This window comes from Candidatus Accumulibacter contiguus, from assembly GCF_036625285.1.
Lineage (GTDB): Bacteria > Pseudomonadota > Gammaproteobacteria > Burkholderiales > Rhodocyclaceae > Accumulibacter > Accumulibacter contiguus.
This window is the reverse complement of record NZ_JAZKUC010000002.1, coordinates 711550-734642: the sequence shown is the minus strand read 5'-3', so window position 1 is coordinate 734642 and position 23093 is coordinate 711550. Positions and strand designations below refer to the sequence as shown.

Sequence of the window (23093 nt, the reverse complement as noted above, 5' to 3'; positions counted from 1 at the left end):
AAGTCTTGCAGTATTCCCCGATGATCCCGGAAAAGACACCCATTCCCGACCGCAGACAGCGCCGGACACTGCTGCTTGGCCTGGCTCTGCTTGTCCTCTGCGTCCTGCAACTGCTGGCTTACCAACTATGGTTGAACTACCAGGAGCAAATCGTCGATGCCGAAACCAAAACCCGCAACTACGCAGCAATCTTCGAGACGCGACTGGACGCCACGCTGCGTCGTACCGATGCCATCCTGCAGGGATTAAGCCGTAGCCTCCCGGCGCAGGCCCTGGCCGGGCAGGCGTCCAGCGCCTACGCTGCGCAACTGAACGACGAACTCGACTCACACCTGCTGCATTTCGATGATCTGGCCGGTCTGCGGGTTTTCGACCGCAGCGGCGATCTGCGGTACAGCTCGGATGGGGCCCATACGGCACCCACCAATGTCGCCGACCGAGATTACTTTCGCTTCCTGCAAAACCAGCCGCAGTCCGGCCTGATGTTCTCCGAAGTGATCGTTTCGCGCACCACAGGCCGGCCCAGCCTGATCATCGCCCGCGCACTGCAGGATCCGCATGGCGTTTTTCTCGGCATCGTCACCGCAGTGCTCGACCTCGATCGCCAGGTGGAAATATTTCGCTCGGTCGATGTCGGCAGCAATGGCATCATCTCGTTTCGCCGCAGCGACGATCACCGGCAGGTCGTGCGCTGGCCATCGGTGCCAGGCAAGATGAACCAGGAACTCGATCCGGGTCATCCGCTTCGACCGCCGATGGCCCGCGGCGACAGGACGGGAACCTTGCACTTCGCCTCCCAGACCGACGGCGTGCAACGGATTTACAGCTTTCACCGGCTCGAACACTACCCTTTCTATTTCATCATCGGCGTCAGCTTCGACGATGTCCTCGCCGGCTGGCGAACACGCGCGCGGGTGGTGGGCGCTTGCGGTTTCCTGCTGCTCGCGCTATTTGCCGCGCTGCTGCTGCGTCTGTGGCGAAGTGAAGCACGCGAGGCACAGGTCGTCGCCGACCTGGTCGACAGCGAACGGCAGCAACGCGACAACGGCAAGCGACTCCAGATATTCGAACGCCTGGTAGAAAACGCCGGCCAGGGCATCGGCATGGCGCATCCCGACGGGACCATGACCTATGCCAACCCGGCGCTGCGCCGCCTGCTCGACCTGCCGGCGAACGCCGCGTACAACGATTATTCGTTCAATCAGTTCTATACCGGAGAGAACCGCCGAAGATTACGGGAGGAAGTGCTGCCGGCGGTTCTCCAGGCGGGCCAGTGGACAGGTGAGCTGGAATTGTCTTCGCTGGACGGGCGCAGCATCCCGGCCATACACACCCTGTTCGTCGTCCGCAACGCCGCCGGCGAAACGCCGATCATCGCCAACGTGCTCGCCGACATCTCCGAACGTCGGCAGGCCGAACAGGTATCGCGGCTTCTGCTGCAGGCGGTCGAGTATAGTCCGGTGGCCATTGTCATCACCAGTCGCAATGGCGAGATCGAGTACGTCAATCCCAGCTTTACCCAGGTGACGGGTTTTTCCCGGAGCGAAGCCATTGGCCAGAACACGCGCTTCCTGAAATCCGGGGAAACCCCTCCCGAAACCTATCAGCAAATGTGGCAAACCCTGCTCGAAGGTAAGGTATGGAACGGGATTCTGCACAACCGGCGCAAGAACGGCGAATTGTTCTGGGAGCAGACGAGCATTTCGCCGGTATTTGGCGATCACGGCGAGGTAACGCATTACCTGGCCGTGAAGGAAGACATCAGCGATCGTCACGTCACGGAAACCCGCTTGCGTCTGCTGGCCGGAGTATTCGAACACAGCGCCGAAGCGATCATGGTCAGCGACCGCGACAACCGCATCCTGGAGGTCAACAAGGCCTTCTGTCGCCTCACCGGCTATGCCGCCGACGAGGTACGCGGCGAGAACCCGCGCCTGTTGTCGTCGGGGCGCTCGCCTCCGGAGGCGTACCACGCCATGTGGCAGTCGATCAACAGCAGCGGCCACTGGCAGGGCGAGATCTGGGACCGTCGCAAGGATGGCAGCGTCTACCCGAAATGGCTGTCGATCTCGACCATCTGCGGATCCGACGGCAACATTGAACACTACATCGGCAGCTTCGTCGACATCTCCGAGCGCAAGGCGGCCGAGGAAAAGATCAGCCACCTCGCGCATTTCGATACCCTGACCGATCTGCCCAACCGCTCCAACCTGCAGGGCCGGCTCGAGCAGGCCCTGGCCGCGGCACGACGTGACAGCCTGCACCGCCCGCTGGCGGTGATGTTTCTCGATCTCGATCGTTTCAAGAATATCAACGACACTCTCGGTCACCACGTTGGCGATTCGCTGCTGCTGGAAGTTTCGAAACGGTTGATGGCGAGCGTGCGCGAAAGCGATGTGGTGGCCCGCCTGGGCGGTGACGAGTTCGTCGTCGTCCTGACCGGCGCTGATGCCATGGCCGCCGAACGAGTCGCCGGAAAAATCCTCAGGGCCCTGTCGCAACCCTATCACCTCGACGGACAGAGACTGCACACCACCTCGAGCATCGGCATCGCCGTATTCCCCGGCGACGGGGAAAGCGTCGATATTCTCATGCGCAATGCCGATGCGGCGATGTATCACGCCAAATCAGCCGGGCGCAACAACATGCAGTTTTTTACCGCGAGCATGAACCAGGCCGCCAGCGACCGGCGACAGCTCGAAGAAGATCTGCATCTGGCATTGCAGAAAAACCAGTTCGTCCTGCATTACCAGCCACAGATCGATGACCTGCGCCGCGTTTTTGCTGCCGAAGCGCTGCTGCGCTGGCAGCATCCCGAGCACGGCCTGGTCCCACCCAACCGATTCATCCCGATCGCCGAAGATACCGGGCTGATCGTACCGATCGGGCAGTGGGTGCTGGAAACTGCCTGCGCGCAACTCCAGGCCTGGTCCGTCGAGGCACGGACATGCGATCTACAACTGGCGGTCAATGTCAGCGCACGCCAGTTCCGCCAGGCCGATTTCGTCGATCAACTCCGAAAGGTCATCGAACGCAGCGGCGCCGACCCGCTGCGCCTGAAACTCGAACTGACCGAGAGCCTGGTGCTGGACAACGTGGCCGACACGATCGCCAAAATGAACGTCATCAAGCAGTTCGGCGTCAGCTTCTCGATGGACGACTTCGGCACCGGTTATTCGTCACTGTCTTACCTGACACGTTTGCCGCTCGACCAGCTCAAGATCGATCGGGCCTTTGTCAGCAGACTCCCCGACAACCAGAGCGATGCGGTGATCGCGCAAACCATCGTCACCATGGGCAGCAGCCTCGGTCTCAAGGTGCTGGCCGAGGGGGTCGAAAACGAGGCGCAGCGCCAGTTTCTTGAAAACCATGGCTGTCACGGCTACCAGGGTTTTCTCTTCAGCCGCCCCCTGCCCATCGAGGCCTTCGAACAACTCCTGAACCGGGGCGGGTGCTGACCGGCAAGCATTCGCTCAGGCAGGCGAACTGACCAGGGTCAGCGATCAAGGGACAGCAGCAGCTTCTTGATCGGCGTCGGCAATGCCGCACCAGCGACATCGTCCAGGGGCAGCCACTCGCACCCGTTTTCCCTGGCCTGCAGGCTGATCACCTCGACATCGCAGCGCAGTACCTGGAGGGTCAGACGAAAATGGGTAAACGCATGCGTAATCGGTGGCAGCGCCTGCGTGCCCAGCAGCCGACAGCCCTGGCGTCGGGCAAAGCTTGTGGCCGACTCGCTGATCGCTTCGGGCAAGCACAGCAAACCACCCCAGATACCACTCGGTGGGCGGCGTTCGAGAAACACGCGGCGGCCGTCGCTGAGCAGCAGGACGCTTGTCGTCCGTTCCGGCAGTGCTTTTCTCGGTGTCGGCCTGGGCAGTTCGGCTTGTCTGCCCTCCCGGCAAGCGACACAGACTGGCTGTAGCGGACAAGCGTCGCAAACAGGCTTGCTGCGAAGGCAAATCGTCGCTCCGAGATCCATCATGCCTTGTGTGTAGGCTTCGATGTCGTTTTCCGGGAGCAGCACTTCGGCCAGCGCCCACATCGAGCGTTCCTGCTGTGCCGGTGAATCGCCACTTGCGACCCCGAAGCAGCGCGCCAGTACACGTTTGACATTACCGTCGAGGATCGCGGCCCGACGACCAAAGGCGAAGACGCTGATCGCCGCAGCGGTAGAGCGGCCGATTCCCGGCAAGCCCGCAGTCTCGACGGGATCGGCAGAGAACTTCCCGGCGCGCTCGGTAACGATGGTTTTCGCGCAGCGATGCAGATTGCGGGCCCGCGCATAATAGCCGAGTCCGGACCATAATTCGAGCACGCCAGCAGTTCCCGGCATAAATTTCCCCCACTAAAAACAACAAGTTACGAGGCGTTTTCAGCCTCGGTGAAGGGGCTAACTTTGCATTTTAGTAGTATACTTTGACATCTATCTGATTAAGTTTAGCTGCAAGATGAAAAAAACCATTTCTTGGAAAATCACATCAAATTCGGAAGATCTATCGGCTTCGAATTTACTCAAGCAGGCTCGTTCGTCATTTGATGGAATAGTCGATCAGCGCACGAATCGCAAATCAATTCCTTTATCAGATGCTTTGATGTCTGGGCTTGCTATGTTTTCAATGAAGTGCCCGTCGCTACTTCAGTTCGATGAAAAAAGAAAAAACGAGGTCATACGGCACAATCTGATGACGATGTATGGTATTCAGACGACCCCATCGGATACGCAGATGCGAAGCATCTTGGACGAAATTGACTTTCGACAGCTGAGTTCGAGCTTTTGTGCGCTCCATCAAAGTGCAGTGCAGGCCGGAGTGATGGAGCAATACCATTTTATGAATGGTCACGTATTAGTATCCATTGATGGTACCGGGCATTTTAGTTCCGGTGCTACAAGTTGTCCGCAGTGTTGTGTGAAGAAGCACCGGGATGGGAGAGAAGAATATTATCATCAGCTGTTGTGTGCAACGGTGGTTCACCCGGACTACCCAGTGGTTATTCCCCTGATGCCGGAGCCAATCATGAAAGAGGACGGCGATAACAAAAATGACTGTGAGCGTAATGCATCGAAAAGGTTGCTGAAGCACCTGAGCGAGCAATACAAGCACCTGAAGCCGATTATCATAGAGGACAGTTTGTCGGCGAACGGACCACACCTTAAGTTGTTGAAATCATTAGGAATGAGCTACATTATTGGCGTCAAAGAAGGAGATCATTCCCATTTGTTTGATTTGATCCAGAAAAAAATGTGTCAAGGGGAAGCCATTGAATTTGAAAAGATTGACGACGCAGGAATTATTCACGGATTTCGGTTTATTAACGGAGTTCGCCTGAATAAAAGCCATCCGGATTTGCTGGTTAACTTTTTGGAATATTGGCAAATTAAAAAAGGCAAGGAGGTTATTTTTTCGTGGATCACTGATATCGAACTAACGAAAGAGACGGTTTTCAAAGTCATGCAAGGAGGTCGAGCGCGCTGGAAAATAGAAAACGAAACGTTTAACACACTGAAGAATCAAGGTTACAATTTAGAGCACAATTACGGACATGGCGAAAAAAATTTGAGTTCAGTTTTTGGTTGTTTGACGTTCATGGCTTTTTTAATTGATCAGCTCCAAGCGTGGGGATGTGAGCTATTTAAAAGTGCACGCCAGTCACGGCGTACTCTAATCTCTTTGTGGCATCGGATGATCGAGCTGTTTACAAGTTATCTCATCCCTTCTTGGGAGGTGTTGTGGAAGGCAATTGCAAAGGGTTACTCGGCCGGTACGCTAGAGATAGACACGTCGTAGATCTTTGCTCGTTCGTATGGTGTTTTTTTGTACCCGGTTTATTACTTAGTGTGATTGTTAATATAAATTTTATTTCCGTGAAAAAAGTCGGAAGCATTACTTCTGCAAAAACGTAATCTGCAAATGCAAATTTGCATTTTATTTTAGGAGTTATCCGAAGTGATTTATTATGCCGGGAACTGCTGCGAGCACGCTTTCGAGAGGTGCTTCGGCCAGCGCTTCAAGCGTGGGAAAACACGCGAGAAAGCGGGCGTAATAAGGAATCACGGTCTGCACCCGGGTTTGCTGCAGCATGGTTTCCGATAACCAGATGCGATACGCGTCACGCGTCTGTTGCCAGGGCAGATCGTGGCGACCATTCGCCATCTGCCAGCGAATCACCCGCATCGAGAAGCTCGGTCTGTCTTCCGGCCGAGCGTCAGCCATGCACTGAGCAGTCTGGAGCCGCCGGCAGCGGGACTGGCCGAGGCTTCCAGGACACGCCGGCGATGGTCGACAATTTCCGGAGATAATCCCCTGCGGACGTCTCGGTAAATATCCGTACGAGAAAGCGCAAATGGCGTTGCTCCAGAATCATCTCGACATGCGCAAGCTGCGCGGAGATAATTGCACCTTTGGCCTGATTGTCGGCAGCGAGCACACTGTCGCGTGCAGCAAACCGACGAGAGTGCGTACAAAAGCTTGCGATGGGTTTTGTACAGGCATCAGCTGGGTCAGTGGCATCGCGGAACTCAAGGATCATTTTACCAACATTGAATCTTAACACGCCTGAATCATGCGTCCGGATCGCCTGATGCGCCTCCCGACTGGCTCTCCGGAATGTCCGGAAGCAGTGTCGACCCAGCTGCCAGACAGAGGTACTGGTCGTGCGCCGGCGGCAAGGGATCTGGTCTGCCGCGACTTTCGTGACGCGCTGGGCAGCTTTGCCACCGGCGTCACCGTGCTGACGACCCTGGCGGCAGACGGTCAGCCGATCGGTGTAACCATCAGCTCCTTCAACGCCGTTTCCCTGGACCCGCCCTTGATCCTGTGGAGCCTCGCATGCGACTCGCCCCGACTCGAAGCCTTCCGCCAAGCCGGCCATTACGCCGTTAATGTCCTGTCCGCCGGTCAGCAGGCCATCTCGGACTGTTTTGCCAGCCGTGACGAGGATCGTTTTGGCACGCTCGACGTCACGGCAGGACTGGCCGGCATACCACTCATCGAGGGCTGCTCGGCGTGGTTCGAGTGCAGCAACGAGGCACATTATCCGGGCGGTGACCACCTGATATTCCTTGGTCGCGTCCAGCGTTTCGCCCGCAGCGAGGCTGGCGAGCCGTTGATTTTCCATGCCGGCCGCTACCGGCATCTGCGCTACGATTCCGGGCAATAGCTCCGACCTTATTCCGCATTATTTCCGTTCAGAGAATTACATCTGTGTTTTATCATCCAGGCAGACAGGATTCTCGCCGTAAAATACGATTTTGCTGCTAAATGAGTGGACTATTTGCAGTATCGCCGGAATGGTTTTACGTTGAGAACACGAATCATCGACCATTCAGCTTGACAAACACCTGACCGCCTATTGCAATTATCCGGCGTTGGTGTATAAGACGTTTTTTCTCGAGGAGTAGGATATGGCAAGTTATAAGGAACTGCTCGCACAACGTGCGATGCTGGAAAAACAGATCGAAGAAGCTCGGCAGGCAGAGTTGTCGGAAGCGATCAGTCAGGTGAAGCGATTGATTGCCGAGTACGGTTTGACGGCGGCAGACCTTGGCTTCAAGATGGGAGCAATGGGAATAGTTGTCGGAAAGGTCCGGGCACCGGTGGCCGTCAAATACCGCGGCCCGAATGGTGAAACCTGGTCGGGTCGCGGCAAGGCGCCAAACTGGCTGACCCGCCTGGAATCAGAGCAACGGCACCGCGACGAATTCCTCGTTTCTCCGTAAGCAGGGATTGCCTGGGGCATTGTGTTGTCTGATACGGCCAACGATTATCGATGCGCAATGCCCACCATGAAAGCAGACTCCTGGAAAGCTGGCGGATGAACATCCTGGTCACTGGTGGTACCGGCTATATCGGATCGCATGCCTGTGTCGCATTGCTCGCCGCGGGCCACACCGTGACCGTTGTCGATAATCTCTCGAACAGCCGCTATGAAGTGCTCGATCGTGTGGCACAGATTGCCGGGCAACGGCCGCTCTTCTTCCAGGGCGATGTCCGTGACCACGAGCTGTTGCGATCGGTCTTTGCTGCGGCACCGGTCGATGCGGTAATTCACTTCGCCGGCCTGAAGGCCGTCGGCGAGTCGGTCGCGCAGCCTTTACGATATTATGACTGCAACGTCGGCGGCGCCATCGCGCTCTGCGAGGCGATGGCCGAGGCGGCAGTGAAGACCCTGATTTTCAGTTCTTCCGCCACGGTCTACGGCGACCCGGCTTCGGTACCGATCCGCGAAGACTTCCCGCGTTCGGCGACCAATCCCTATGGTGCCAGCAAGCTGATGATTGAAGACATCCTCGCCGATCTGGCGCACGCCGACTGCGCATGGCGGATTGCTCGCCTGCGCTATTTCAATCCTGTCGGCGCGCACGAAAGCGGCCTGATTGGCGAGGAACCGAATGGTGTTCCCAATAATCTCCTGCCCTACGTAGCCCAGGTGGCCGCAGGCAAACGCCCGCAGTTGAGTGTTTTCGGCAGCGATTATCCGACGCCTGACGGCACCGGAGTACGCGATTACATTCACGTGATGGATCTCGTCGAAGGTCACCTCGCGGCACTGAACTACCTGCTCGACAAGGGCGGCCTGCTGACCGTCAATCTCGGCACCGGCTGCGGCTACTCGGTCCTCGACATGGTGCGCGCCTTCGCAGCCGCCAGCGGTCGGCCAGTGCCCTACGCACGGGTGCCGCGACGGCCGGGCGACGTGGCAACCTGCTACGCTGACCCGCAGCTCGCCGCCGACCTGCTCGGATGGCAAGCCCGCCGCGGCATCGAGCAGATGTGCGCCGATGCCTGGCGCTGGCAGCAACACGCAACCGTCTGATCACCGAGCATGGCGACCTACGCAATCGGAGACATTCAGGGCTGCTTCGAATCGCTGCAGCATCTGCTGAAGAAGTGCCGTTTCGACCCAGCAAACGACCGCCTGTGGCTGGTCGGCGATCTGGTCAACCGTGGTCCGCACTCACTCGACACCTTGCGCTTCGTGCGCGATCTTGGCACCGCCGCAGTCACCGTCCTCGGCAATCACGACCTCTATCTGCTAATGGTGGCCGCAGGATCCGGCAGGCGCAGCAAAGGCGATACGCTCGACGAGATCCTCAATGCCCCCGACTGTGCAGACCTGCTGGACTGGCTGCGGCATCGACCGCTGTGCCACTGCGAAGGCGAGTTCTGCATGGTGCATGCCGGACTCTTACCACAATGGACCGTCGCCCAGGCACGTGCGCTGGCGGCAGAGGTCGAGGCAGCGCTCACCGGTCCCGCTCACCAGGATTTTCTGGCCAATCTGTGGGGCAGCGAACCGGCGGCGTGGCACGAAGACCTGCAGGGCTGGCCGCGCCTGCGGGTGATTGTCAACGCGATGACCCGGATGCGCTTCTGTTCGCCCGCAGGAGTCATGGAATTCAAGACCAAGGGCGAGCTGGCCGATGCCCCGCCTGGCCAACTGCCATGGTTTGAAGTTCCCGGCAGGCTCAGTGCCAATGACGTTGTCGTGATTGGCCATTGGTCGGCACTCGGACTGAGGATCGAGCCCAACCTGCTGGCCCTCGATTCCGGTTGTTTCTGGGGTCGTCACCTGACGGCCGTGCGCCTGGACGACCGCGCGCTGTTCCAGGTGGATTGCTCGACCTGCGAAGATACCGCCTGAATCTCTGCAGCATTTTCCCGCGGCGAAGCGCAGACAGACCGGAGGAGCGACATCCCGCTCGAATGGCCGACTAAGCTTCGGTCTAGATCCGGTGTCGAATTTCTTTACACCAGATCGAGCAGCAGTTCTGCCCAAGAAGATAAATAGCCATTTGCATCAAGCTCTTGTATCACAGAGCATGAAACTTGCTTTGCTCGATAAGGGTACTAAGGAACGCCTACGAAATAACTTCCCGTTTTGACTGTGCGCTCGGGCATGCCACTTGCTTGCTTGGTTGTTCTGAAAACAGCAAAGGGAATGCAGCGTGGGCTATTACCGGGAAGACGTAGAGCGGCGAATGAAGGAATTCTATCGGCGACTATCGGAAAAGGATCGTCGCCGGTACGCGGCGGTGGAGTCTGACAAGTTAGGGCATGGGGGCCAGCAGTACATCGCGCAGTTGTTTGAGATCGATCGCAAGACGATCCGACAAGGACTGGCCGACCTGGACATAGCGGAAGAGGCGACGGGGGATAAGCTCCGAAAAAAGGCGGTGGGCGGAAGCGTAAGCTCGACCTGACGCCCGAATTATCGACGACGTTTCTGGACGTCGTTCGAGAGCATACGGCGGGCTGTCCGCAGCACGCCATTCGTTGGACCCATCTGCGCCAGCCGGAGATTGCCCGGCGCATTAGCGCGACGGGAACCCCGGTCAGTTGCCGGATTGTTCGCCAGTTGCTGAAGCAGCATGGCTTTGTTCGCCGTCAGGCGCAGAAGAAGACGTCGTTCAAGCAGCACCCTGAGCGCAACCCGCAGTTTGAAAACATCACAGCGCTCAAGGCCGCGTACCTGGCGGCTGGTCAGCCCGTACTCTCCATGGACACCAAGAAGAAAGAGATGCTCGGCAATTTTTACCGGAACGGCACGCTTTACACCCGAGAGACCCTGGCCGTGCTGGATCATGACTTTCCCAGCTATAGCGAAGGCAAAGTCGTACCGCATGGCTTGTACGACATCGGTTTGAACAAAGCCCATGTCAATCTGGGCACGAGTCATGACACCACGCAGTTCGCGTGTGACAGCGTGGAACGTTGGTGGTCTTTGCACGGACGTCACGATCATCCCAATGCCGATAAGATATTGATTCTGTGCGATGGCGGTGGCAGCAACCCCTCACGCTCGCCGTTGTTTCAGCAGGACTTGCAAGCGCTTGCCAATCGGCTCAAGCTGGAAATTCGGATCGCCCACTTCCCGCCGTATTGCTCCAAGCACAATCCGATTGAGCACCGCGTCTTCCCCCATGTCACGCGCGCTTGCGAAGGCGTCGTATTTGAAAGCGTGCCTCTGGTCAAACAACTGATCGAGCGTACCCAGACTCGAACTGGACTTCAGGTCACCGTCGATATTATCGATCGCGTCTACGAAACCGGACGGAAAGCGGCGCTTGATCTCAAGGCATCCCTGCGCATCGTCGCCGATGCACTACTGCCCCCATGGAATTACACCATCCTGCCAAATTCAACAGCATAAAACCGGGAAGTTATTTCGTGGGCGTTCCTAAGGGTAACTGTGCCCCTTCCTGTGAAAGTCGCCTCAGCGACTCACCACCCTCTCCTGCCAAAACGGAGAAGATACTTTGGAGGAAACACTTGTAAAGGAGCTCAACATGTTCCACAGATTCCAGGCTTTGCTCGGCCGCATGGCCGTTTTTTTCCTCGGACTATTGTCGGTCGCCCAGGCCATTGCAGCGGATTGGATGATCAACGAAGACTACTACCAAACCGACACCCGCGCCGCCACCGATTTTGAGTTTCTGCTTGCCGGCGACGTCGCAGCCCAGATTACCAGTGGCGGACAGACCTCGATCACCAACGCTTTCGCCGACCCCACCCGCAGCACCAGCCTTCAGCCAGGCTTCAACAACACCATCGTTCGCTTCGCCGGTTCCAACACGATTCCCACTACGCCGACGACGAAGCGGCACTTCGGCATCTTCGGCACGGGCAAGAAGCCTACGGTGCTGACCAAGGCGTGGTCATTCCCCACGGCTCCGTTCCGCGTCCCGGTCCCCAAGTCCAACTTCGACTTCGCCTACGATCCGCAGAACGACACCCTGCGGATCACTCTGGAGAATACCAGCCCATACACGGTGACTTTCCAGAACGTGGGTTACACGATCAGTTCCACCGAGTACCCGATCGACCAACTGACTGCCAGTGGTCTGCCATTATCGGTTTTTCAGCCGCTCACTGGATTCGACCACGAGTACCGGCCGGGCGAGTTCAGTTCGATGCTGATCGCCGGCGTTTCTCTCGAGGCGTTCGCCGTCACCCATGCCACGGTTTTCTTCTCTGGCGACTCCAGCGGCATGGACTATCAAGCGACTGGCGACGAATGGGCACAGGTTCGCGTCGCCGCCGCAGTTCCCGAACCGGGAGCCCTGGTTCTTGTGCTGGTCGGCCTGGCGTGCGTTGTAGGTTTCTCCTGCCGTGGCCGAATCAATGGACTACTCGTACGCAACTCGGGCAAAGCCTCTGGCAGATGGCTGTTGCTTGGCGTCGGCATGCTGCAAGCGGGAAGTGCCGCGGCCGACGTGTTCGTCGTGCCCCTGGCCGCACCACCTACCGCAGGGGATACGCGTCCCTTCATCGACCTGAAGGCCAAGGACACTGCGGGCAAAGATATCACCATCAAGACCCTGATTGACGGCGGCTCGACCAGTTCCGAGTTGAAAGTGACTGCCGCGGTCGGAACCCAGTTGGGCGTCAGCGGAGGAACTCCAGGAACCGAACGCGGGATTAACGGAGTATCACCGACCACCACCGGAGCAAGCATCCCGGCCGGCGCCGGCATCGGCTTCAGCAGTGCGCCCGTCACCCCTGGTGGTCAGGCAGCGAGCTCGCCCCCCCTGCCCACCACGGCCAGCGTGGGAACTCTCCCGCCCGGGCGACAAGCCACCTTGGGCAGCGGCTATCTGGAAGCCAACTTCGACAGCAGCGGGCGACTGGATGGCTACTACTTTTTCGTGGCCAAGGGTCAGGGGGCTACGGGCGGCGTGGCAACGGCCAACGCCATCGCCAGTTTCCTGGCCTTTTCCGGCCCGGTAGCCACCAATCCCGATGGCCGTCCCAAAGGCACCAAATCCGAGGAAGTCACGCCCTTTCGCCACCCCGTGCCGCAGGGCGAGGAGGCTATCGACGGCGGCTTCCGGCTGGGCGTCGATATCCGCAGCGCTTTCTCTACGCAATCCAGCATCCCTTTCATTCTCAAGAGCGGCTTTTCAAACACGATCATTTCTTCCCAACTGGCTTCGCTGCTGGGATTGAATCCAGGCACACTGCCGACGGCACAGGTCGAGACGAACTTTGGCACGATGGAAGTGGGCATGGCCCAACTCCAGCTCGACCTGTTCAGCGACCCGAGCTTCCCGAGCTTCACGGTCCCGGTAGGCATCGCCTTGAACTCTGCCGACAATCCATTTGACGACAACGTGCTGGGCAGCGATGTGCTGGGTCGGCTGGCTTATTGGGACATTGATCAGACCAACCCGAGTGCGCCCATGTTCTCTGCCGCCGCTAGCCTCACGCCCATTCCTGAGCCGGGCACGGCGACGCTGATCAGCGTACCCATGCTTCTTTGCCTGTTGGCCGGATCCTGGGCACACCACAATCGGGCCGGACACGCTTCACGATCGACCTGCGCCTTGCGCCGATGGACGGCGTCCTTGCCGGCGTCGAAGCGGTAAGCCACACGGCGCCTACCTCGGCAAACCCGCACGACGGCTGAGCGAAGCCGAGGTAGCGCTGTCCGCAGAAAAGCACTCAGCGCGTGGCAATCTGCCGGAACCCGTTCGTCGCACCGATTTGGGCAGCATTGCCCTCGTTGCAGAGAACGCGGTCGACCCTGGCCATCGAGGGCCCGTGCTGTGCCCAGAGCAGCAGCGCGTCAAGCGCCTCGACCGGACCGCTGACCAGGGCTTCGACGCTGCCGTCGCTTCGGTTACGGACCCAGCCGGAGAGGCCAAGCCGTTCGGCCTCTGCGCATAACGACCAGCGGTAGCCGACGCCCTGAACCCGGCCATGAATACGCAGATTTCGGCAGATTGTCTGACCCATTTTTCGACTCCAGAATGCGGAAACTGGGGACTGGGGTGATGCGACCACAGCCATTACTGGCATAATCGTCGTCCATGAAAAGAAGAAGATCAAGGGGTGCTGTTTCGCTGTCCGGGGCTTTTATCCGAAGATGCTGAAGACGCTGTTGCTGCTGCCGCTCATTGGCGCCGCAGGCTTGTCGCTGCTGCCCAGCCGCCGCGTCGATCTGCTGCGCCATCTGGCGAGCGTCATCGCTGCCGCGACGATGTTCTGTGCCGGTCTGTTGCTGCTCGACTTCGATCCCACCAGCGCAGATATCCAGTTTTTTGAAACCCGGCCGTGGAATCCGCGCGTCGGCTCACAATTCGCGCTCGGCGTGGACGGCATCTCGCTGCCGATGGTCTTGCTGGCTACGGTGCTCTGTTTCGTCGCGATCTTCACATCGACCGGCATCCGCAGCGGCGCCAAACTGTATTTTTCGCTGCTGCTGGTCCTTGAAACCTCGCTGCTGATCGTATTTACGGCTCGCGACTGGTCGCTGTTCTACGTCTGCTGGGAACTGACCCTGATCCCGCTGTTCTTCCTGATCGATCGCCTGGGAGGGGTCAACCGGCACCGGGCAGCACTCAATTTTGTCCTGTATACGCTGGGGGGATCGGTGTTCATGCTGATCGCCCTGCTGTTACTCTACGATGTCGCCCCCGGCCATAGTTTCGCGATGGTCGACATGGCCGCCGGTGGTGCGCAATTGCCGGTGCGTACGCAGGTGCTGGTCTTTCTCGGGCTGCTGCTCGGTTTCGGTGTCAAGATGCCGATCGTCCCGCTGCATGGCTGGTTGCCACTGGCACATGTAGAGGCGCCGAGTCCGATTTCGATCCTGCTCTCCGGGATCCTGCTGAAAATGGGCGCCTACGGGCTGATCCGTGCGGCTGCCACCTTGCCGGCAGCAGCGCTGGCGCTGCAGGACTGGCTGGCGCTGCTGGCGCTGATCAGTCTGGTCTACGGCGCGGTGCTGGCCTGGCGGCAGACCGACCTGAAAGCAATGATCGCCTACTCGTCGATCTCGCATATGGGGGTCGTCCTGCTTGGCATCGCCGCGCTCAACCCGGCGGGACTCAGCGGTGCACTGACCCAGATGGTCGCGCATGGACTGACGGCCGGGTTGCTGTTCCTGCTCATCGGGCTGCTCTACGAGCGCACGCACAGCCGTGATCTGGCGACTTACGGTTCGCTCAATCGCAGCGCACCGCGCTTCGCCGTGTTTATCGTGTTCACGCTGCTGGCCTCGGTCGGCCTGCCCGGCAGCGCCGGCTTCATCGCCGAACTGCAGGTACTGATTGGCGCTTATCGCCGCTGGGGTGGCTGGCTGCTCCTGCTGTCGATCGCCGTGCTGATTTCCGCCGCCTACGCGCTGCGCGCGATTCGCTGCCTGTCGACCGGACCCGAGCGGCCTGCCAGTGCTGCTTCGGCAAGGGTAGCGGATTTCGCCGATCTCAATCGTGTGGAATGCGCGGCTGCCTGGCTGCTGAGCAGCGGCATCGTCTGCATTGGCGTCCATCCGGCACCACTGCTACGCCTGATGGCCACTTCGCTGAGCCAGCTGGCCAAAGCCTTTGGAGTTTGAATGAGTTCGCGCGTTCCGTCATCAGCACCTGCGAAAATCGCCACCGCACCCAGCCTGCAAAGCGTGCAGGCCAGCGTGCAGCAGCTTGCGCACCTGCTGCCGGCGCAGGCCCCCTTGCGCGATTTCGTTCATCACAACACCCTGCATGCCTTCCAGCATCTGCCGTTCGCCGAAGCGCTCAGTGCGGCCAACCGCCTGACCGGCGCACGTCCCTGGCTCGACGAGGGCCGCTACCGGAAGTTGTTCCGGGAAGGGCGGGTGAACGCGGACGATCTCGCCGCCGCCTTGCGGCAATCGCCCGAAACCCGGGCCGACGAGTTGCTGCTCGGCGATGCGCTGCCCGGCTTACGTCGCGGCGAGATCCTGCAGGCAGCACTGCTGCAGCCGCCGGGGAGCATTTCACCGCCCCGTCTGCGCTGGCAAATCGAGGAAAAATCGGCGTGCGAGCGCCTGCAAGCGGATCTCGACCCGCTCATGCGGCAGCGACTGCTGCACGCCGCCGCTGCGGACGGCCACGATGAGGCCGCAGCCGTCGCCGACCTCTGGGCAGCGGCTTGCGCCTTGCGCGGGCCGACTGCCCGGCCCGCCGTCGCTTGCGCCGAGCCCTCGGCGACCGCTGCCGTGACGATTTGGCAAGAACTGCTCGACCGTCTCGGCGACGAATGGACGCTGGGCGCATTGCTCGCCCATTTGACGGGTGAGGATATCCGACTTGCGCTGCAGGCATCCCTGATTCGCCATCTCGCGGCACATCTTGATCATGGCCTGGCCGCCTGGAGAAACCCGGCACGAGCACAGGGTTTTTTTGTGGCGTGGCGACGGAGCGCCGGCAGCGACTGGGCTTGGGAACTCGACGAATTCGCCGGCGCACGCCATGACATCGAGCAACTCGCCGACGATCCACTGCAGGTGATCGCCAACGAAATGCACTTGTTGGATGTCGATGATTCGCGCTGCAGCGCCTATCTGCAGCGACTGGCGATGGAATTAGCGGGCTGGGCAGGCATGTGCCACTGGCATGAAGCGCACGCCGCAGCCGGTGATCCGCCGGTCAGCCTGACTGATTTTCTTGCCGTGCGCGTGGTGCTCGAACGCCTCTATGCCGAACAGTTGCTGCGCCGTGTCTGGGGCCTGCGGCTCAACGAACTGGGTGGCTACTTCATCAATCACCCGGCCGAGCTGGCGGTCAGGCACGCGGCCGGCAGTCGCCAGTTGCCGGACGACTTGCTCGACCAGCTACGGCCGCATCTGACGGCTGAGGCTGCGCATGGCGACTGGCCGCATTTCGCCCACCGCCTGGTGGAAGCGCGCAACGCCGCGGCGACCGACACGGAAGCACTGGCCGCCTGGCCGCTGTTCGTCCTGGCACAAAGACTGGGGCGGACTGGTCGCGAGCTGCGCGAGCTTGGCCGAGCCGGGGTGGATGCCCTGCTTGGCTGCGCCGATTCCCTGACTGGCGACCAGCGCGGCCTGATCTGGCTGCTGGCCTACGAACACCACTATCGGCAACAGATCTTTGCAGCCTTGCTCGCCAATCATGGCCGCACACCGGCGCTGGCCGGCAAAGCCCAGGCGCAGTGGGTTTTCTGCATGGATGATCGCGAAGAAGGCAGTCGCCGCCACCTCGAAGAAGTCAACCCGGCTTTTGAGACCTTCGGTGCAGCCGGTTTCTTCGGCACCCCGATGCTCTGGCAGGGCCTCGACGACGAGCTCCCGACGGCTCTGTGCCCGATCGTCGTACGCCCGGCGAATAGCGTGCGCGAGACCGTGCCGCCCGGCGCCGAGGCAGCGTACCGGCGGCATCAGCAGCGTCGCCAGCTGCGCCTGGCGTGGCGCGAACGCTTGCATCAGGGCAGCCGGCGTGGCTGGCTGCAGGCTGCGCTGCTGAGCACCGCCGCCGCGCCCTGGGCATTGCTCGCGCTACTGGCGCGGACGCTGGCGCCGGGACGTCTCGGGTCACTGCTTGAGCGAACTCGCGACCGCTTCGACAAGCCGTTGCCAGGCACACTGGAATTGACCGCCGAGCCCGGCGAAGCGCAACGGGCCGCCAGCAGCGACGCGCCACGACTCGGCTTCAGCGAAGAGGAGCAGCTGACCCGCGTCGGCACTTTCCTGCGCAGCATTGGTTTGACGAAGCATTTCGCGCCGCTGATACTGATCGTCGGCCACGGTTCGGACAGCCGCAACAACCCGCATCTCGCCGCTTACGATTGCGGTGCCTGTTCCGGCCGCCACGGCGGACCGAATGCGCGCGTGTTTGCGGCGATGGCCAACCGGCCGGCGCTGCGCCTCAGCCTCGCGCGGCAGGGAATCGTCATCCCGGAGACGACGCACTTCATCGGCGCCGAGCACAACACCTGTGACGAGAGCTACGTCTGGTACGACCTCGAGCAATTGCCAGCCAGTCATCGTGAGGCTTTTGCCGCACTGCGCCGTGACTGTCAGGAAGCGGCGCGTCACCATGCCGTCGAGCGCTGCCGTCGTTTCGCATCGGCGCCGCTCGACCCCTCGCCACAACAGGCGCAGGCACATCTGGCAAACCGGCGCCAGGACATCGGCCAGGCGCGGCCCGAACTCGGGCATGCCACCGTTGCGGCGGCTTTCGTCGGCCGCCGCACGATGAGCCGCGGGGCGTTTTTCGATCGACGGGTGTTCCTGATTTCCTACGATCCGCTGCCGGATGCCGATGGGCACGTACTCGAAGCGACCCTGCTGGCGGCTGGCCCGGTCGGCGCCGGAATCAACCTGGAATATTACTTTTCGACCGTCAATAACGAAGGCTATGGCTGTGGCAGCAAAATCATGCACAACCTGACCGGCTTGTTCGGAATCATGCAGGGGGCCAGTTCCGACCTGCGAACCGGCCTGCCGCTGCAGATGGTCGAGATCCATGAACCGATGCGACTGCTGGTGATCGTCGAACAGACGCTGGAAATCATCAATGCGATCTACCAGCGACAACCCCCCCTGCAGGAATTGATCGGCAAGGACTGGATCGTTCTTGCCGCCAAACACCCGCAGACGGGAGCCATCCATCTGTTCGCGCCGGCGACCGGCTGGCAACCCTGGACTCCCCAGGCAACGGGCCAGCCGGCGCCGGACGTGCCCGAGGCCGAGAGTTCGTCCGACTGGTTCGCCGGCCAGCGCAAACCCTTGCCGCCGGCCTTGCTGCGGCGCCCGGTGGTGACCGCATGAGCGCACCCGGCGGGCTGTTCGACATGCTGGCACTGGCCATCCACCTGTTCTGGCTGGTGCCGCTGTTGCCGCTGCTGTCAGCAGCGCTGCTCGCCATTCTTTTGCTCTTGCGCCGCGGCGCGGGCGATGCAGACGAACCGCTGACCGCCGCCATCGCCAGCACGGCCGCTCTCTGCGCGCTACTGCTGCTGCTGCTCTTCGATCTGCTGGCCATCGCTGGCGCCCTGCCGGAGCAACTGGTGTTTGGCGAATGGCTGCGTATCGGCACAGTAGCGGTTCGCCTGTCCTTCGTGGCCGACGCCTACAGCCTGCCGGCAGCGACGCTGGTCACCCTGATCGTCTGGATTGCGATCCGTTTTTCGGCGACCTATCTGCACCGGGAGCCTGGTTTCCCGCGCTTCTTCCTCGGCATCGGCCTGTTCCTTGCCGGCATGCTGCTGATCGTCCTGGCCGGCAACGCGGTGCTGACCTTCGTCGGCTGGGAACTCGCCGGTTTCAGTTCCTGGCTGCTCATCGCATACGCCTGGGAACGACCGGTCGCGACCGGCAACGCCTTGTTGGTTTTCCTCTGCAATCGCGTTGGTGATGCCGGTTTCATGCTCGGAATCGCTCTCGCGACGTGGTCGGCAGGCAGCCTCGAGTGGGCCGGGCTGGCCGGAGATGGCAGTATGTCCATGGTCACGGCGCGCCTGCTGGCGTTCGGTTTCGTACTGGCGGCGCTGGTGAAGTCGGCGCAATTGCCATTTACGCCATGGATCGCGCGTGCACTCGAAGGCCCGACGCCGTCTTCGGCGATTTTCTACGGTTCACTGATGGTACACGCCGGCGTCTATCTGCTCTGCCGCCTGCAGGGTCTGCTCGAGCAGGTGCCCGACCTGCTGGCGCTGCTGGCGGTCGTCGGTCTGGCGACCGCCGTGTACGGCGGCCTCTGTGCGCTGGTGCAGAGCGATGTCAAGTCGGCGCTGGTTTTCTCGACCGTGACGCAGGTCGGTCTGATGGTCGGCTGCTGCGGTCTCGGACTGTTCTGGCTGGCCGCCTGCCACGCGGGCCTGCATGCCGCTTGGCGCGCATATCAGTTTCTGCTCGCACCGGCGTACATGCATCTGGCACGTCGGCCGGCGCCGCCGGTGCCGCGCTGGCTGGCCACACAAGCTTGGTGGTACACGGCGGCATTGCAGCGCTTCTGGATCGAGCCGCTGGCCAACAGCCTGCTGACGCGCCCTACTCTGGCTCTCGGCCGGGACGTGCGGGCGCTCGACGAGCGTTTCATCGACCCGCTCGTCGGCGCGCCCCGTGACGATGAACACTTTGCCACTGGTGACGCCGCCGACGAACTGATTCGTGGCCATGGCCTGGCTGGTCGCGCGCTGTTCAACTTCGCGGACCGCATGCAAGGCCTGGAAAGCACCCTGCTGTTCAGCGGCGATGGGGCGATGGAGAAGTCGCTGCAACGCGCCGCACACTACGCGGATGCCATCGAGTCGCTGCTCGAACAACCACGCTATCTGATGTTGATGGTGATGGCGACTTTCGTGGTGATCCTGTGAGTGAAATTCTCTGGGCGGCGCAGGCCGGCTACCCGCCGCTGGCGACGCTGCAATGTTTGCCACTGGCGGCAGCCCTGCTGCTGCTGATCATGCGCGAGGCCGACCTGGCGCTGGTCCTCGGCCGTATCTTCGCGGTCGCCGAACTGGTCGTGGCGATTGACCTGTACGCCCGCATTGAGGTGTCGACCAGCATCCTGCAGTTCGCCGAACGCGTCGATGTATTCGCTTACCATGCTGCAGCCGACGGGGTGAGCGTGCTGTTCATCCTGCTCACGGCGCTACTCGGCGTGCTGCTGTCTTTCTATGGCATGGCCCGCCAGCAGATCTCGCCGGTGCAGCTCCTGAGCGTGCTGTTGCTGATCGAGTCGTCACAGATGACCATGCTCACGACGATGAACCTGCTGTGGTTTGCCGGCGCTTCGGCGGTACAACTGGCGCTGGTCGGCTACCTGCTCTGGCGCTGGGCTTCGGCCAGAGAGGAGAACCTGGCCCTGTCCCGCTTCCTGCAGTATCAGCTCTTCGGCTGGTGCCTGTTCATGGCCGGATCCATCGTTCTGGTCTGGAGCCACGCCGACGTCCTTGGCAGCCACTGGAGCTTCGACCTCTTCGAATTGCTGGAAACGCCACAGATCGGCAAATACCAATCGGCAGCCTTCTACCTGCTGTTTTATGGTTTGGCGGTACGCACCCCGTTGTTTCCCCTGCACGGCTGGCTTCCCAACTCGGCCGGCTACGGCCTGATTGCCGTGGGCCCGGTGCTGCTGCTCGGGGTCAAGGTCGGCATCTACGGCATGGCGCGCTTCCTGTTGCCACTGACCGCCGAAGCGGTGATGATCTGGCAGCCCTATGTCGTGGCCTTCGCCATGGTCGGCGTCTTCTTCGCCGCGAGCATGGCTTTCCGGCAGGCCAATCTGCGCCGGCTGATGGCTTTTGCGGTCGTCAGCCATACCAGTCTGATCGTGATTGGCCTGTTTACGCTGCATCCGGCCGGCCTGCAGGGCGCACTGCTGCTGGCCGTCAACTTCGGCCTGGCGATTACGGTGATGCTGTTGATGGTCGGTTACGTATACCGCCGTACCGGCACCACCAATCTCGATCAGCTCGGCGGTCTCTTCGACCGCGTTCCCTTCATCGCCGTTGCTTTCCTGATCGGCGGCCTGGCGCTGCTCGGCATGCCCGGGACACCCGGTTTTGACGCCGTGCACCTGGTTCTGGAAGCGTCGATCGAGACCTTTGGCGCCTTGCCGACGGTCGCCACGGCGCTCGGCAACGTCGCTGCGGCCGGTTTCCTGCTATGGGCTTTCCAGCGCGCCTTTCTCGCACCGCGGCCCAGGGATCTACCGGCAGCCCGCATCGCCCGCACCGGCCGGATGGAGTATTTCGTTGGCGGCGCCACACTGCTGGTGCTGCTGGCCGCCGGTTTCTATCCTGAGCCCTGGCTGCAGTTGACCGATACGGCAACGCAGGCGCTGTCGGCCTATTTCCACCATGGTTGAACTGGCGTCCTGGCCGCTACTGAGTACGCTGCTGTCGCTGCCGCTGCTTGGCGCGCTGTTGACGGCGCTGTGGCGGCGCAAATCATGGGCGCAGTGGGTCGCGCTCGGCACTGCCATGCTGACGCTGTTCTGCTCGCTGCTGATCGTCGCCGTCTTCGATGACCAGGACCCCGACTTCCAGTTGCTGGATTCGGCGACCTGGATCCCGGGAGTCAATATCAACTACCTGCTCGGCGTCGATGGCCTCTCGCTGCTCTTTCTGCCGGCGACGGCGCTGCTCTTCTGCGGTTCGGTCGTCGCCGGCTGGCGGCAGCATGCGCCGGCTGCGCTCCCTGGCGTGTACTTCGCCCTGCTGCTCCTGCTCGAAGCGGCCACCCTCGGCGTCTTCTGCGCGCTCGACAGCATCCTGTTCTTCTGCTTCTGGGAGTTCACACTGCTGCCGCTGTATTTCCTGGTCAGCCTGTGGGGCTTGGGCGCCGGCCGCCAGGCGGCTGCCGTGCGCTATTTCCTGGTCATGCTCGCCGGCGGCGTGCCGCTGCTGTTTGGCCTCCTGGCGCTGGCTTTCGGGCATGCCGAACTGAGCGGAGCGCTGCGCTTCGATCTGCCAACGCTGCTGGCGACAGCGCTGCCGGAGCGAACCCAGTATCTGGTGTTCCTGCTGCTGCTCGCCGGTTTCGGCGTCAAGGTGCCACTGCTACCGCTGCACACCTGGCTGCCCGCACTGGCGATGGGTGCGCCGGCGGCGGTGACGGCCGTGCTGGTCGGGCTCAAACTCGGCGCCTACGGGCTGATCCGCTTCGCCATTCCGCTGGCGCCGCTCGCGGCGCGCGAGCTGCACTGGCTGCTCGCCGGTTTTGGTACCGTGGCCATCCTCTACGGCAGCGTCGCGGCGCTGGCGCAGAGCAATCTGCGTGCCATGCTGGCGTACGCAAGCGTGTCGCATGTCGGGCTGGTCGTGCTGGGACTGGCATCGTTCTCGGTTTCGGCGCTGCAGGGAGCGCTATTGCAACTGCTCAACTTCAGCGTCGCCGCCGGTGGTGGCTTTCTGGTCCTCGCTTTCCTGCAGCGCCGTACCGACTCGACCGACATCAGCCAGCTCGGTGGCGTGATCCACCGCCTGCCGCTCCTGTCCGGTTTCTTCCTGCTCTTCGGACTGGCCGGCATCGGACTGCCGGGAACCAGCGGCTTCCCCGGTGAACTGCTGATCATCGTCGAAACGCTGCACAGCCATACCGGTGCCGGCCTCGCAGCGCTGTTCGCCATGGTGCTCGCTGCCGCAGCCTTTCTGTCGCCCTTCCGGCAGGCCTTTCTCGGCCCCTTGCGTAATCCCGACCTCGCCACCGCCGAAGACCTGCTGCCGCGCGAGCTGGCCTTGCTGCTCTTGCCGGCCCTGTTGATTCTGACAGTCGGCGTCTATCCGCTGCCGATCCTCGAACTGCTGCGGCCGAGCGCCGAAGCCTGGGTGGCAGCTCTCGCCGGGCTGTAGCGTGCAGCAACTCGGCGAGAGCTGCGC

At 61.2% G+C, this 23093-nt stretch carries 17 protein-coding genes and 1 pseudogene; 14 read left to right on the top strand and 4 right to left on the bottom strand.

Features of this window, described 5'->3' with window-relative positions:
- Positions 1 to 20 precede the first annotated feature (20 nt).
- Positions 21 to 3458 (top strand): EAL domain-containing protein, encoded by a 3438-nt coding sequence (locus V5B59_RS21910; protein WP_169071030.1) that lies wholly within the window; start codon positions 21 to 23, stop codon positions 3456 to 3458.
- Positions 3459 to 3496: 38 nt separating this feature from the next.
- On the opposite strand, the gene V5B59_RS21905 is transcribed toward V5B59_RS21910, so the two are convergent.
- Entirely contained in the window at positions 3497 to 4318 is an 822-nt protein-coding gene (locus V5B59_RS21905; RefSeq protein ID WP_332352323.1) for an A/G-specific adenine glycosylase, read from the bottom strand.
- Between the two features lie 133 nt (positions 4319 to 4451).
- Between V5B59_RS21905 and V5B59_RS21900 the strand changes: the two genes are divergently transcribed.
- Positions 4452 to 5789: a transposase gene (locus tag V5B59_RS21900; RefSeq protein WP_332351919.1), complete on the top strand. Its 1338-nt coding sequence runs from the start codon at positions 4452 to 4454 to the stop codon at positions 5787 to 5789.
- Between the two features lie 168 nt (positions 5790 to 5957).
- Here the strand turns inward: V5B59_RS21900 and V5B59_RS21895 are convergent.
- Positions 5958 to 6215 (bottom strand): annotated as a pseudogene (locus V5B59_RS21895) (A/G-specific adenine glycosylase); the annotation flags it as partial.
- Positions 6208 to 6555 (bottom strand): hypothetical protein, encoded by a 348-nt coding sequence (locus V5B59_RS21890; protein WP_169071031.1) that lies wholly within the window; start codon positions 6553 to 6555, stop codon positions 6208 to 6210. The gene V5B59_RS21890 and the pseudogene V5B59_RS21895, both read right to left, overlap by 8 nt.
- Before the next feature lie 66 nt (positions 6556 to 6621).
- Here V5B59_RS21890 and V5B59_RS21885 point away from each other — a divergent pair, with 66 nt between their 5' ends.
- From V5B59_RS21885 to V5B59_RS21855, 7 genes are all read left to right on the top strand, one after another.
- Entirely contained in the window at positions 6622 to 7161 is a 540-nt protein-coding gene (locus V5B59_RS21885) for a flavin reductase family protein (RefSeq protein ID WP_332352322.1), read from the top strand.
- A 244-nt stretch (positions 7162 to 7405) separates the two neighbouring features.
- Positions 7406 to 7720, top strand: coding sequence for an H-NS family nucleoid-associated regulatory protein (locus V5B59_RS21880; RefSeq protein ID WP_034916245.1), 315 nt, complete (start codon positions 7406 to 7408; stop codon positions 7718 to 7720).
- 95 nt (positions 7721 to 7815) lie between these two features.
- The gene (gene galE / locus V5B59_RS21875) at positions 7816 to 8817 is read left to right on the top strand and encodes a UDP-glucose 4-epimerase GalE (RefSeq protein ID WP_169071033.1); all 1002 of its coding nucleotides are present in this window, start codon (positions 7816 to 7818) and stop codon (positions 8815 to 8817) included.
- 9 nt (positions 8818 to 8826) lie between these two features.
- Positions 8827 to 9645 carry a symmetrical bis(5'-nucleosyl)-tetraphosphatase gene (locus V5B59_RS21870; protein ID WP_169071034.1) on the top strand — a complete coding sequence of 273 codons (819 nt, stop codon included), beginning with the start codon at positions 8827 to 8829 and terminating at the stop codon, positions 9643 to 9645.
- 337 nt (positions 9646 to 9982) lie between these two features.
- On the top strand, positions 9983 to 10204 hold the full coding sequence (locus tag V5B59_RS21865; protein ID WP_332351530.1) for a hypothetical protein: 222 nt from the start codon (positions 9983 to 9985) through the stop codon (positions 10202 to 10204).
- Complete coding sequence (locus V5B59_RS21860) at positions 10201 to 11154, top strand: ISAzo13 family transposase (RefSeq protein ID WP_332352159.1); 954 nt, start codon at positions 10201 to 10203, stop codon at positions 11152 to 11154. The genes V5B59_RS21865 and V5B59_RS21860 overlap by 4 nt, the downstream gene beginning before the upstream one ends.
- Before the next feature lie 136 nt (positions 11155 to 11290).
- Complete coding sequence (locus V5B59_RS21855; RefSeq protein ID WP_332352321.1) at positions 11291 to 13369, top strand: hypothetical protein; 2079 nt, start codon at positions 11291 to 11293, stop codon at positions 13367 to 13369.
- A 76-nt stretch (positions 13370 to 13445) separates the two neighbouring features.
- Here V5B59_RS21855 and V5B59_RS21850 read toward each other — a convergent pair whose 3' ends face one another.
- Positions 13446 to 13739: an acylphosphatase gene (locus V5B59_RS21850; RefSeq protein WP_169071839.1), complete on the bottom strand. Its 294-nt coding sequence runs from the start codon at positions 13737 to 13739 to the stop codon at positions 13446 to 13448.
- 130 nt (positions 13740 to 13869) lie between these two features.
- On the opposite strand from V5B59_RS21850, the gene V5B59_RS21845 reads away from it, so the two are divergent.
- From V5B59_RS21845 to V5B59_RS21825, 5 genes are read left to right on the top strand one after another with little or no spacing between them, the layout of a single operon-like run.
- A complete protein-coding gene (locus V5B59_RS21845) occupies positions 13870 to 15342 on the top strand; it encodes a complex I subunit 4 family protein (RefSeq protein ID WP_169071840.1) in 1473 nt (490 codons plus the stop codon).
- The gene (locus V5B59_RS21840) at positions 15343 to 18537 is read left to right on the top strand and encodes a DUF2309 domain-containing protein (RefSeq protein ID WP_169071841.1); all 3195 of its coding nucleotides are present in this window, start codon (positions 15343 to 15345) and stop codon (positions 18535 to 18537) included. It begins immediately after the preceding gene.
- The gene (locus tag V5B59_RS21835; protein ID WP_248595057.1) at positions 18534 to 20084 is read left to right on the top strand and encodes a proton-conducting transporter transmembrane domain-containing protein; all 1551 of its coding nucleotides are present in this window, start codon (positions 18534 to 18536) and stop codon (positions 20082 to 20084) included. The genes V5B59_RS21840 and V5B59_RS21835 overlap by 4 nt, the downstream gene beginning before the upstream one ends.
- The gene (locus V5B59_RS21830) at positions 20081 to 21580 is read left to right on the top strand and encodes a complex I subunit 4 family protein (RefSeq protein WP_034916547.1); all 1500 of its coding nucleotides are present in this window, start codon (positions 20081 to 20083) and stop codon (positions 21578 to 21580) included. Before V5B59_RS21835 ends, V5B59_RS21830 begins: the two co-directional genes overlap by 4 nt.
- A complete protein-coding gene (locus tag V5B59_RS21825) occupies positions 21573 to 23066 on the top strand; it encodes a complex I subunit 4 family protein (protein ID WP_169071842.1) in 1494 nt (497 codons plus the stop codon). The genes V5B59_RS21830 and V5B59_RS21825 overlap by 8 nt, the downstream gene beginning before the upstream one ends.
- The last annotated feature ends 27 nt before the right edge of the window (positions 23067 to 23093 follow it).